This is a genomic window from Maricaulis sp., from assembly GCF_048268525.1.
GTDB lineage: Bacteria > Pseudomonadota > Alphaproteobacteria > Caulobacterales > Maricaulaceae > Maricaulis.
Map to the genome: position 1 here is coordinate 1 of NZ_JBLWVH010000027.1, position 12,015 is coordinate 12,015.

General features: G+C 63.1%; 10 protein-coding genes. 6 read left to right on the forward strand and 4 right to left on the reverse strand.

Annotation, left to right across the window (positions count from 1 at the left end; translation table 11 throughout):
- The 6 genes from ACN0X9_RS12885 to ACN0X9_RS12910 form a co-directional block, all read left to right on the forward strand.
- The coding region (locus tag ACN0X9_RS12885) for a sulfotransferase family protein (protein ID WP_417487971.1) at positions 1 to 1,042 on the forward strand (1,042 nt) is incomplete at its 5' end.
- Positions 1,043 to 1,302: 260 nt separating this feature from the next.
- A complete protein-coding gene (locus ACN0X9_RS12890) occupies positions 1,303 to 1,767 on the forward strand; it encodes a GatB/YqeY domain-containing protein (protein ID WP_011644068.1) in 465 nt (154 codons plus the stop codon).
- Positions 1,768 to 1,891: 124 nt separating this feature from the next.
- Positions 1,892 to 3,733, forward strand: a complete 1,842-nt coding sequence (gene dnaG / locus ACN0X9_RS12895) for a DNA primase (protein ID WP_417487972.1) — start codon at positions 1,892 to 1,894, stop codon at positions 3,731 to 3,733.
- Between the two features lie 53 nt (positions 3,734 to 3,786).
- Entirely contained in the window at positions 3,787 to 5,922 is a 2,136-nt protein-coding gene (gene rpoD / locus ACN0X9_RS12900) for an RNA polymerase sigma factor RpoD (protein ID WP_417487973.1), read from the forward strand.
- Positions 5,923 to 5,992: 70 nt separating this feature from the next.
- Complete coding sequence (locus ACN0X9_RS12905) at positions 5,993 to 6,364, forward strand: hypothetical protein (RefSeq protein WP_417487974.1); 372 nt, start codon at positions 5,993 to 5,995, stop codon at positions 6,362 to 6,364.
- A 67-nt stretch (positions 6,365 to 6,431) separates the two neighbouring features.
- The gene (locus ACN0X9_RS12910; RefSeq protein WP_417487975.1) at positions 6,432 to 6,860 is read left to right on the forward strand and encodes a secondary thiamine-phosphate synthase enzyme YjbQ; all 429 of its coding nucleotides are present in this window, start codon (positions 6,432 to 6,434) and stop codon (positions 6,858 to 6,860) included.
- A gap of 16 nt (positions 6,861 to 6,876) precedes the next feature.
- Here ACN0X9_RS12910 and ACN0X9_RS12915 read toward each other — a convergent pair whose 3' ends face one another.
- From ACN0X9_RS12915 to ACN0X9_RS12930, 4 genes are all read right to left on the reverse strand, one after another.
- Complete coding sequence (locus ACN0X9_RS12915; protein ID WP_417487976.1) at positions 6,877 to 9,324, reverse strand: ATP-binding protein; 2,448 nt, start codon at positions 9,322 to 9,324, stop codon at positions 6,877 to 6,879.
- An 87-nt stretch (positions 9,325 to 9,411) separates the two neighbouring features.
- Positions 9,412 to 10,374 carry a DUF4349 domain-containing protein gene (locus tag ACN0X9_RS12920; RefSeq protein ID WP_417487977.1) on the reverse strand — a complete coding sequence of 321 codons (963 nt, stop codon included), beginning with the start codon at positions 10,372 to 10,374 and terminating at the stop codon, positions 9,412 to 9,414.
- Positions 10,375 to 10,401: 27 nt separating this feature from the next.
- On the reverse strand, positions 10,402 to 11,262 hold the full coding sequence (locus tag ACN0X9_RS12925; RefSeq protein WP_417487978.1) for a M23 family metallopeptidase: 861 nt from the start codon (positions 11,260 to 11,262) through the stop codon (positions 10,402 to 10,404).
- Positions 11,262 to 12,005, reverse strand: coding sequence for a hypothetical protein (locus ACN0X9_RS12930; protein WP_417487979.1), 744 nt, complete (start codon positions 12,003 to 12,005; stop codon positions 11,262 to 11,264). Before ACN0X9_RS12930 ends, ACN0X9_RS12925 begins: the two co-directional genes overlap by 1 nt.
- Positions 12,006 to 12,015 lie beyond the last annotated feature (10 nt).

Here is a 12,015-nt window from a genome sequence, read left to right on the forward strand (position 1 = left end):
GGTTGCCTTGTTCATGGCCGGCCAGATCGTGGATCGATTGGGTCACCATGATGAAGCCTGGGCGCGATTTGTTGCTGCAAACGCCTTGCTTGAGGCCAATTGGGAAGAACCGGGGCACTGTGACCACACGGTTCCGGTGGCGCGGCTGGCCAGTCTGGACCAGCGCCTGACAGCGGAGATCGAGGCCGGGACGCCGCTCGCGCAAACGTCCGATGACCGAACTGACACTGAGGCTGGCGCCGATCTTGTTTTCCTTGTCGGGTTCCCGCGTTCAGGGACCACCCTGCTCGATAGCATCCTGCGCGCCCACAGCCGGGTCGAGGTGCTGGAGGAGGCGCCCGTCCTTATCGAGGCCCTGCGCGCCGCGGTGCCGGGTTTCAGTGGCGATGAGACGCTGTTCTCGGAGGCATGGCTCGACGCGATCGCCGCAACCGACCCGGCTGTTCTCCGCGCCGCCTACCGGGTCCGGCTGGCGCATCACGCCGGAGAGGTCGCTGACAACGTGACAGTCATCGACAAGTTGCCGCTCAACATGAACTGGGCGGCCGTGATCCACCGCATGTTCCCGGCAGCGGGTTTCATCCTCGCCCGGCGCCATCCGCTTGACGTTGCGCTCAGCAATTTTGCCCAGGACTATGCCCCCAACAATGCGATGATGGTGATGACCCGGATGGAGCGTATCGCCAGCTTCCATTCGGCCAGTTTCGATCACTGGGACCGTTTTGTGGGCTGGCGTCAGCCCAGGCTCGTCGAGGTTCGGTACGAGGCGCTGATCGATGACCTCCGGTCAGAGGTCGCTCCGGTCATGTCGATGCTCGGCCTTGAGTGGGAGGAGGGGCAGGCACGGTTTTTCGAGACCGCGCGGGCACGAGGCCGGATATCGACACCCAGCGCCAGTCAGGTGACGCAGCCGCTATACGCCACCTCCCGTGAGCGCTGGCGCCATTATGCGGCGGCCCTGTCCGGGCCAGTGTGTGAACCGCTGCGCAAGCGCGCCCTCGCATGGGGATACAGCATTGATGGCGGGGCTGCAGATGGTTGAGTTGCGGGCGCCCGTGTCGAATTTGCAAACCGGACATTCGATCACGATTTACAATCGGGCTTGATTCTTTGCCGCCAAGGGCATAATCCCCGGCCCCTCGTTTCGGGGGCAAATGTCGCTTACGCGTCTTGCGAACAACAAAAGGCCCGGCATTGTTCGAAACAATTGGCACGCGATCGCGTGCAATCGACAGGTTCTTCTCCCCGGAGACCCCGTCACAAAGCGCCGCTTCCGGCGCCCGGATAGGTTTGATTTCCACCATGTCGCTTCGCGAACGCATCATCACGGATATGAAAACGGCCATGAAGGCCCAGGACAAGGCGCGTCTGTCGACGCTTCGCCTGATCTCGGCTGCCATCAAGGACCGCGACATCGCCGCCCGCGCGGAAGACCGCTGCTCCGGCTGTGGTGACACCGAAATCATGACCCTGCTCACCAAGCTGGTGAAGCAGCGTGAGGAAAGCGCCGAGACCTACGAGAAGGCCGGCCGTCTCGATCTCGCAGAAGCCGAGCGCGACGAAGCGGCCATCGTGCGCGAATACCTGCCCAAGCCGATGGATGATGGCGAGATCGCCGATGCCGCCCAGTCCGTGGTCAGCGAGCTCGATGCCACCGGTCTGAAGGATATGGGCCGCTGCATGGGCGAGCTGAAATCGCGCTATGCCGGCCGCATGGATTTCGCCAAGGCCGGCGCCAAGGTGAAGACCCTGCTGGCTTCGGCCTGATCCGGAAACTGATTGTGGCCGGCTACCGGTTGCGGATTGAGGACGTGACGCGCGCGGCTTTCGCGCGCATCATGCACGGCTGATCTGTGTGGGGCGGGTCGCGGTCACAGGGTATTCGACGGTCATGCGTCTCAATGAGGACTTCATCGACGAGATCAAGGCCCGCGTGCGCCCGTCGGACCTCATTGGCCGCTCGGTTCCGCTGAAGCGCCAGGGCCGCGAATTCGTTGGCCTCTCGCCCTTCAAGAAAGAGCGTTCGCCCTCCTTTTTCGTCAATGACGAGAAGCGCTTCTATCACTGTTTTGCCTCCGGCAAGCATGGCGACATCTTCACCTGGCTCGAAGAGATGGAAGGCCTGTCCTTCATGGAGGCGGCCGAGCGTCTGGCCGGCGAGGCGGGGCTTCGCCTGCCCGAGCCGGATCCGGAGAGCCAGCAAAAGACCCAGCACCGAAAATCACTGGTCGAATGGATGGAGAGCGCTCAAACCTTTTTCCTGCGCGCACTGCGTTCGCCGCAAGCCGAGGAGGCGCGCCGCTATCTGAAGTCTCGCGGTCTGACCGGTGAGGATTGCGTCCGCTATGGCATTGGCTATGCGCCGGAAAGCCGGACCGCCCTCAAGGACGAGCTGGTCACCGCCGGGGCACCGGTTTCCGACCTGATCGAGTGCGGGCTGTTGATCGAGCCCGACAGCGGCTCGCCTTATGACCGCTTCCGCGATCGCATCACCTTCCCGATCCATGATCCGCGCAATCGGCTGGTCGGTTTTGGTGGGCGGGCGCTGTCGAAAGAGGCGCGGGCGAAATACCTCAACTCGCCGGAGACCCCGATCTTCTACAAGGGGTCGGTGCTTTATCGCTATCCTGAAGCCCGCAAGGCGGCGTCCGACCCCAAGCAGGACATTCGCGGCCTGATCGTTGCCGAGGGCTATCTCGATGTGATCGCACTGTCGCGGGCGGGGCTGGAACACGGTGTCGCCCCGCTGGGAACCGCTATCACCGAGGAGCAGATCCAGCTTTTATGGCGCGCCGGCGGCGAACCGGTCATGTGCCTGGATGGTGACAGTGCCGGCCGCGCCGCGGCCTTCAAGGCGGCCGACCGCGCCTTGCCGCTGCTGCAACCGGGCAAGACCCTGCGTTTTGCCTTCATGCCCGATGGCAAGGACCCGGATGACATACTGCGCGAGGAAGGTGCCAATGCGCTGCGGGCGGTGTTCCGCGAGACGCGCTCGCTGGCCGATCTGATCTGGGAGCGCGAGGTTCTGGTCGAGCCGCTGGATGACCCTGATCGCCGTGCCGGTTTCCGACGCCGTGTCCGGGCGCTGGTCAGCCAGATCACCGATGGCGATATCCGCGAGGAGTACAAGCGCGAGTTCGACCAGCGAATGGATGCGTTGTTCGGCGCCCGTCCGCAGTCGGGACAGCGCGGTCAGCGCGGACCGTGGAAGCCGGGCAAGGGCGTGGCGCTGGGGGCCACGGCGGAGCTGCGCAACAAGCAGTCCAGACAGGCCGATCCAACCGCGCGGCTGGGACATCTGCTGCTGGTTGCTGCCATGGAATACCCGGAAATCGCCGCCTCGCAGGTCGAAACCCTCGCGCTTTTGCGGTTGGGATCGCTTGACAGGCTGCGCGACGCCGTTCTAGACGCCTGCTCTTCTGGGCAGTTTGTGCAGACCGACACGCTAAGGGCCGAATTGGCCGATGCCGGATACGCGGCAGAGATAAAGCGGCTCGACGGTGAGCGCAGACCCATGCGAGCGGAACTGGGCGGTATGGAGGCGTCTCCAGAGGTGAGGGCTGAGGCTTGGAAGCGGCTGGCTCACGCCTATATGGAACGAAGCGAAGCACAGACACGTCGTGATGAGGCGCGCGCCCGTCTGGACGAAGAACTCAAGCAGGCGGATTCGGAACGCTTTCGGCAGGTAGTTGACGCCTACCGGCATGAAAGCTCTCGTTCAGAATCATCCTGATGCGTATAATTCTGATTGCGCGCCCCCAGGGCGGCGCGACAAGGGACGATTAGATGAGCAAATCGGCTGAAGCCAACGACGCGACGGAAAACTCGGACGGTCCGCTGCTGGACCTGACCGACCAGTCCGTCAAGAACATGGTGAAGACCGCCAAGAAGCGCGGCTATGTCACCCATGACGAGTTGAACGCGGTGCTGCCGAGCGAGGAGTTCTCGTCCGAGCAGATCGAGGACGTGCTCGCCCAACTGTCGGAAATGGGCATCAATGTCGTCGACAATGACAGCGATGTGGATGACGACGCCGCCGAAACGCCGAAACCGGCGAAAGGTGCGGCTGCGGCGTCCACGACGTCATCGGAAGATGACGATGATGACAGTGATGACGAGGAAGAGAGCGACAGCCGCGCTGTGGCCGGCGCCTCCAAGACCGCCGTCACCGGTCTCAACACCCCGTCCTCTGCTGACCGCACCGATGACCCTGTCCGCATGTATCTGCGCGAAATGGGCTCGGTCGAGCTCTTGTCGCGCGAAGGCGAGATCGCCATCGCCAAGCGCATCGAGGCCGGTCGCAATGCGATGATCCGCGGCCTGTGCGAAAGCCCGCTGACCTTCGAAGCCATCATGGTCTGGCGCGACGAGCTGCAGGAGGGCCAGGTCCTTCTGCGTGACATTATCGATCTCGACGCCACCTATGGCGGCCAGCAGGCCGAGGCCGCTGAAGACGAGGACGAGAATGCCGATGGTACGGGCGAGGGTGAAACCCCGACGCCGGCCGGTGGCACGACGCCGAAACCGGAGTCCGATGACGAGGACGACGGCGAGAATGACGACAAGAAGTCGGAAAAGTCCGGTGAGGATGGCGACGACGAAGACGGTGAATCATCATCCAGTGATGATGATGACGATGATGATGAAGACGGTGTCTCGCTGTCGCTGTCGGCCATGGAGGCTGAACTGCGTGACGGCGTGATGGAGACACTGGATTCCATCGCCACCGATTTTGCCGCCTTCCGCAAGCTGCAGGACAAGCTGGTTGCCGCCCGCATCGAGGGCAAGGACCTGACCAAGCAGAGCCGCGAGAAATACGAGGGCTTCCAGAACGCCATCGTGACCAATCTCAACACGATGCACCTGAACAATGCCCGGATCGAGGCACTGGTCGAACAGCTCTATGCGATCAACAAGGAACGCATGGCGCTGGAAGGCAAGCTCTTGCGCATGGCTGATGCCCATGGCGTGCCGCGGGCCCAGTTCATGGACAGCTATTTCGGCAATGAACTGAATCCGGAATGGCCGACCTCGATGGCGTCCACCTCCAAGGCCTGGGCGCGCTTTATCGACCGTGAAGGCGTTGATGCCGGCAAGATCCGTGACGATCTCGCCGATCTGACCCAGCGCGCCGGCGTGCCGATCGAAGACCTGCGCCGCATTGTCCGCACCGTCCAGAAGGGCGAGCGCGAGGCGCGCGTGGCCAAGAAGGAAATGGTTGAGGCAAACCTGCGTCTCGTCATCTCCATCGCCAAGAAATACACCAATCGCGGCCTGCAATTCCTGGATCTCATCCAAGAGGGCAATATCGGCTTGATGAAGGCCGTCGACAAATTCGAGTATCGCCGCGGTTACAAATTCTCGACCTATGCCACCTGGTGGATCCGCCAGGCGATCACCCGCTCGATCGCCGACCAGGCGCGCACCATCCGTATCCCGGTGCACATGATCGAGACGATCAACAAGATCGTCCGCACCAGCCGCCAGATGCTGCACGAGATCGGCCGCGAGCCGACCCCGGAAGAGCTGGCCGAAAAGCTGGCCATGCCGCTGGAAAAGGTTCGCAAGGTGATGAAAATCGCCAAGGAGCCGATCTCCCTGGAAACGCCGATCGGCGACGAGGAAGACAGCCATCTGGGTGATTTCATCGAGGACAAGAATGCCGTCCTGCCGATCGATGCCGCCATCCAGGCCAATCTGCGCGAAACCACAACGCGGGTTCTTGCCAGTCTGACGCCGCGTGAAGAACGTGTCCTGCGCATGCGCTTCGGCATCGGCATGAATACGGACCACACGCTGGAAGAAGTCGGCCAGCAATTCTCGGTCACCCGCGAACGGATCCGCCAGATCGAGGCGAAGGCGCTGAGGAAGCTGAAGCATCCGAGCCGGTCTCGGAAGCTGCGGAGTTTCCTGGATAATTGATCCTGAGCTTGAGGTTCAGACATTGAAAAAGCCGGCCCCAGGGCCGGCTTTTTTGTGATATGGGTCTCAAATGAAACAGGGTGAAGCGCTGCGCGCGCTGTACGCAAAAATCGAGGCCGAGGACGTCGCTTGTGCCTTCTGGTGTGCTGTCTTGGAGATGCCCCGCATCTCGGACATCGCTATCGAAGCGGAAACGCACGGATATATGAGCTCTCTACGTATAAAGCGCGGCGGGGACTGGTGTTTTTCCTTGGCCCCTGCTCGAGATTGGCTCTTGTTCTATGTTCGGAGACCTGAGCTAAAGCGCTCCAAATTAGATTATGCAAGGGTCAAAAGCGTGCTTTCCCAATCTGAAGAGCGGGGTGATGGTGAAATCACTGCCCGTGTGTCGAGCGAGCAAGAAATCTTGACGATTTGCGATCTTATTCGGGACACTGTTTAGCAGGCGATCCGTTTTCGATGGGACGCGCTCCAAAGCTACATGTCCCTCCGGGTAGAGGTTCTGACCCATGCCCCTCCACCGCTTCCACACCCAGACCACCGGTCCCGGCCTCCACGAGATCACGCATCAGGCCCAACGTTTCGTATCCGAATTAAACCCGTCCGACGCCCTGCTCACCGTTTTCGTGCGACACACCTCCTGCTCGCTTGTCATCCAGGAAAACGCCGATCCCGACGTTCAGCGGGACCTGCAGGCCTTCTTCGCCCGGCTGGTGCCGGTCGGTGACGACCCGTCCATGTCCTGGCTGGCGCATACGGCGGAGGGGCCGGATGACATGCCGGCGCATATCAAGGCGGCGCTGACCCAGACATCGCTCGGGATTCCGGTTGCCGACGGGCGGCTCATGCTGGGGACCTGGCAGGGGATTTATCTGTTCGAGCACCGTCATCGGCCGCACCGGCGCGAGATTGTCCTGCACCTGACCGGTCGACGATAGCTGACCGCCCAAAGGATCAGCGCGGCCGGGCTGTAGCCGGGCGGGCAGATCGACGAAGATTGGTGCCCATTAACAGGCGCCGCATGGTGCGTTCGAGCCCTTCGGGGCTCAGCGGCTTCTCGGTATGGGCGTCAAATCCGAGCATGGCATAGCGATTGACCTGATCCGCCATGACATTGGCGGTGAGGGCGACGACGGGGGTCGGCAACCGGCCCTGGTCGCGTTCGAAGGCGCGGATTTCGGTGACGGCATCCTCGCCGTTTTTCACCGGCATCTGAATGTCCAGCAGAACCAGGTCGTATTGTTCGTTGAGGAAGGCCGTGACCGCTTCGGCGCCGTTCTCGACCATGGTCAGGTCGACCGCCAGCTTGTCGAGATAGGCTTTCAGGACGAGCCGGTTGGTGAGGTTGTCCTCGGCCGCGAGAATGCGCGCCGGGCGGCCGTCCACCCGCAGCGGCCCGCCGATCGCGATGAGGTCCGGCGGGCGCTGAGACGCGGTGTCGGCGGCGACCGGTGCCAGGGGCAAACTGACCGTGAAGGTCGTGCCCTGACCGGGGACGCTGGAGACGTCGATGGTGCCGCCCATCTGGTCGGTCAGGCCCTTGCAGATCGCCAGCCCCAGGCCTGTTCCGCCGAAACGGCGAGTGGTCGAGCTGTCAGCCTGCACGAACTTGTCGAACACGGACTGGCATTGTTCATCGCTCATGCCGATACCCGTATCGCTGACGACCAGCTCGACCCTGTCGTCATCCGGCGCATCGGTTGCGGGGCCGAGCGTCATGCGGACCGTGCCGGTGGCCGTGAACTTGATCGCGTTGGCGACCAGGTTGTTGGCGATCTGCGACAGGCGCAGCGGGTCTCCATGACGCGACAGGCCATCGCGGTCGGTCACCTCGACCTCAAGCGTCAAGCCCTTCTTGGCCGCATGGTCCCGATACAGCGCCTCGACCCGCGATCCAATGATTTCAAGATCAAAGGGTGCCGAGTCGAGTTCGATCTGACCGGCCTCGATCTTGGACAGGTCGAGAATGTCGTCGAGCAGGTGCATGAGCGTATCGCCGGAGCGGACGATCACGTTGAGCTTGCTGTTCACGTCGTCGGGCAGGTCCTTGTCGGCCAGAACGCGCGCCATGCCGAGAATGCCGTTCATCGGGGTGCGGATTTCGTGGCTCATATTGGCCAGGAAGTCGGACTTGGCGCGGTTGGCCGCATTGGCGCGGTCGCGCGCCTCGATAAGGTCGGTGATGTCGGTGATGGACCCGGCCATTCGCACCGCTCGCCCATCATTTCGCTGGGCGATGCCGCGGGTCCGGAACCAGCGATACTCGCCATTGGCGCATCGGAAACGGATCTGGAGATCGTAGTCTGATCCGGTTCTGATGTGGGCCTGCAAGGCTTTAGCCGAACGCTCCAAATCATCCGGATGGACATCCGCCGCATAGTCGGAAGCGTCGAAATGCGCTGCCTCCTCCGGGTGGCCGAGCAAGGCCCGCAGTCGCGGGGAATGGTACAGTGCGCGCCGTTGAAGGTCCCAGTCCCAGAAGCCATCGGCTGATCCGCGAACAGCCAGCGCCATGCGTTCGCGGTTGCGTTCCAGCTCATCGAATGCGGATTCCCGCTCCAGGGTGAGCTCGGTCTGGCGGGCCTGGCCACTGAGCAGGAGATGTGTGCCAAATCCGATCCCGATCGACAGCAGGACGCCAAGGCCGAGCAGGAAGATCGGGATTGAGGTGAACTCTTCCGCATAGAGCGGGGCGGCCGGGTAAAGGCTGACGGTCCAGACAGAGCCGGGCAGGGCGACGGTGCGTTGGGCTTCCAACCGGAGGCTGACCGGCGTGCCTGATTCATGGATCAGCTCGCCGGCCTCGTTGACGCGAATGGCGACATAATCGACGTATTCACCTGGCAGCCCCGCCGCCACCATGTTGGCAGCGTCGAACACGCCGACAATCAACCCGTCGAAACTGTCACCGTCAAAGAGTGGGAAATAGGCGAGAAACCCGGTTCCACCCTGGATGAAGTCTATCGCGGCGCTGTTGTTGGCACGCCGGGAATTGACGGCCTGCATGACCGCACGGGCCCGGCTTTCCTCGAACAGGATGTCGAGGCCGATCACGGCTTCATTGCCGGCTACCGGCTCGACCCACTCCAGGGTGAAGTCCGGATTGGCCCATTGAACCGAACGCAACTCGTTATGATCGTCGACATAATTCAGCGCATCCGCCCGCCACTCGGACTGGTCCGTGCCACCGGCCCGAATCCAGCGATTGGCCATCCGCTCCAGACCCGCCAGGTTAATCCCGACCCGTTCGGTCAGATTGAATTGGAGGCTGGCCGCGATCTCCTCGAGATGAACGCGTACCGCGTAATGCTCCTGCGACCGGACATGCAGCGACAGGGCGGTGAAGACCACAAGGCAGAAGAATGCCGCGCTGAGCGGGATGAGCAGTCGGTAGCGTGGCATGGGGTGACCTCGGCTGGCCCCAAGACATACTACCAGGGTTAATTCCCGCTTTACGGTCCTGCCAGCGCGGCGGCGACCCGTTCCGCGTCAGGTCTTTGCAGCGGCTTCGCGACGGCGCTTCAGCATGCCGCCAAACCAGCGTGTGAGGAACCAGCCTGTCGGCACGATCACGATCAACCAGGGCAGGAAACCGGCGAGGAAGGTGAGCATGTTGGCCAGCCCGCGGGCAAAATTGCCGGTCAGATTGCGCAAGGCGCGATCGAGCGGGTCGAAGGCGCTGCGGGAGACCGGCTCGACGCGTGAGGTGTAGTTCAGCGTCAGCGCCGACATGGAGACGCGTCCCCGCATGGCCCGAATTTGCGCTTCCGAGCCTTCGATATCGCCCTGGACCCGGGCCAGTTCGCGCTCGACCTGGACCATTTCCTCGACCGAGGCGCCCGGGCGTTCCAACAGGGCGGTCAGGCGGGTACGCAATGTGCGCTTGGCTTCGAGCCGCGCTTCCATGTCATAGATGGTCGAGGTCAGGTCCTGTGCCGACTGGGACTGGTTGCGGATCCGCCCGTCGGCAGCATCGACGTCGTCCGCCAGGCCGTCGCGGAAAGTCTCGATCCAGACCGGGAGGGCGCGCAAGGACAGGGTCCCGGCGACGCCATGGCCTTGCTCATAGACATTTGCGTTGATCACTTGGCATGTGTCGGCGCCTGCACCCAGACAGGCCTCACGGTGGCGATCAATCAGGCTTGCGGTGGCGTCCGCCGGGGTCTCGAGCTGATAGTTGAAACTGTAGGCGATCAGCCGCTGCACCATATCGTCGACCTGCGGGCCGCCAGGTGATTGTGCGTTGTCCAGCGAGGGCGGCGGAGGCGGAGCCGGTTGTGGAGCGCTGGCCATGAAACCGTCTCGGGCCTGACGCGAACCGGTGACGGTGACCTCGTCGGAGATCGCGTACATGCGCTCCCCGGCCCCGGCCTCGGCCTCGTCATAGCTACCATCCTCGCAGCCAGCCAGGAGGCCGGCGGCCAGCAAGCCGATCAACGCAACATGTTTCATTCAGTATCCCTTTGACCGTCGGTCGTTTCAGGTTTCATCGCCGGCGATCAGCCGTTCATAGCTGTCGACGAGCGCCAGATAGGGCGGCACAGGCGTGTTCTGGATGCCCGACCCCGTGTCGACCGCCATCTTGATCTCGAAATGCAGATGAATTGTGGTCGCGGTGTCACCGAATTCGTTGGATACATAGCCAAGACGTTCGCCGCGCTCGACCGTGTCACCGGCTTCTACCAGCAACGTGTCCTTGTCGAGATGGAGATAGGTGTAGCGGACACCGTCATCGGTCATCAGCCGGACCGAATAGGTGCCGATCGAGGTGATGGTTCCGGCCGCGGTGGCAACCGCCCAATGGGTGTCGTCCTGGCAGCTGGCCGGGCGGATGTCCTGCCCCTGGTGGCCGACACCGGCCGGGCACATCGGCGTGCCATAACCGCGCGTCTCGCAGAAATTGTCGCGCCAGGCATAGGCGTAATTGTCGGCATTGCACTGGCCGCCCGTCGGCCCGAGATAGCCGCCATAGCCGTAGACCTGGCTGTTGGCATAGGCCTGTCCGGCTTCCATCGGAAAGCGCATGTCAGGGGCATAATTGATCTGTACCGTCTGGCCGGTACCGGAGTCTTCCACCAGGTCGCCGGCCGGCATGTAGGCGAAGAGGTCGCCGGCATCATCCACGGGATCGGCCGGTGGTTCGGGTTCCGGTTCTGGTTCCGGTTCAGGGTCCGGTTCTTCAGGTTCGGCGGGCTCCGGCTCTGGCTCGACCGGCTCGGGTTCGATGACTTCGTTGCCCGCGGACGGTGCCGGGGCATCCTCGATCGGCCACCAGATCATGGCAGCAATACCGGCTGCGGCGACGGCGGCGGCGAGAGTGAGTTCGGCTTCGCGGGACATCACTGGCCCCCCGCGTCGGGCGTACCGGCGGCAAGGATCAGCGAGTTGGCCAGGTTGCGGATATAGGCATCGGTCGCGCAGCGCGTATCGCCGGTCGGGCTGTCACATTCCACCGTGATCGAATAGGCGGCCCCGTAACGGTTGAAGCTCAGCTCGCGCCCATACTCGGTCTCGCTGATGCGATAACCGTCGCCATTGGTGGCATTGAGGCGCCGTGTGCTAAGCGGGTCGGGGGCTCTGGCGTGGGCCAGCCGGGTGCCGAACACCTCGATGACGAGGCCCGGCGCGGTGACCGACAATGTGTAGAAATTCTCCTGCGGGAAAAGCAGGATCCTGGCCTCATTGCCGACGCCGAGGGCATCGCGTCCCGGTATCAGGACCGGCAGTCGGGTGGCGACAACGCCGGCCGCTTCCGGATTGGTCGGACGGGCGAATGGCAGGCTGCCTTGCGAGACGGCGGCCACGGTGTCGAAGCGCCGGTATTCGCGGGCCTGGAGCTGCACATCCTCGCCGGCCTCGCCCCAGTTGATTGCCATCGGCACGGGCGCGTCAGGCCGCGGCTCCCGGGTTGGTTGCTGCAGGGTCACACGGCGAAGAACCGACGTGTCGAGCTGGCTCGGCACTGTCTGTCCGGTCGGCGCGGTGCCCGGCGGCGTGCCTGTCGGTTGTTGCTGTGCCGGCGAGCCGGCGGTGACCAGCACCATCGCGGCAAGCGGGGCCATAAAGGTCAATCGGGACGTCATGCTCATCTCC

Bases quoted from the DNA above. Each gene is read 5' to 3' on its own strand.
- ACN0X9_RS12890 (WP_011644068.1), top strand. From the start codon at position 1,303: ATGTCGCTTCGCGAACGCATCATCACGGATATGAAAACGGCCATGAAG.
- dnaG (WP_417487972.1), top strand. From the start codon at position 1,892: ATGCGTCTCAATGAGGACTTCATCGACGAGATCAAGGCCCGCGTGCGC.
- rpoD (WP_417487973.1), top strand. From the start codon at position 3,787: ATGAGCAAATCGGCTGAAGCCAACGACGCGACGGAAAACTCGGACGGT.
- ACN0X9_RS12905 (WP_417487974.1), top strand. From the start codon at position 5,993: ATGAAACAGGGTGAAGCGCTGCGCGCGCTGTACGCAAAAATCGAGGCC.
- ACN0X9_RS12910 (WP_417487975.1), top strand. From the start codon at position 6,432: ATGCCCCTCCACCGCTTCCACACCCAGACCACCGGTCCCGGCCTCCAC.
- ACN0X9_RS12915 (WP_417487976.1), bottom strand. From the start codon at position 9,324: ATGCCACGCTACCGACTGCTCATCCCGCTCAGCGCGGCATTCTTCTGC.
- ACN0X9_RS12920 (WP_417487977.1), bottom strand. From the start codon at position 10,374: ATGAAACATGTTGCGTTGATCGGCTTGCTGGCCGCCGGCCTCCTGGCT.
- ACN0X9_RS12925 (WP_417487978.1), bottom strand. From the start codon at position 11,262: ATGTCCCGCGAAGCCGAACTCACTCTCGCCGCCGCCGTCGCCGCAGCC.
- ACN0X9_RS12930 (WP_417487979.1), bottom strand. From the start codon at position 12,005: ATGACGTCCCGATTGACCTTTATGGCCCCGCTTGCCGCGATGGTGCTG.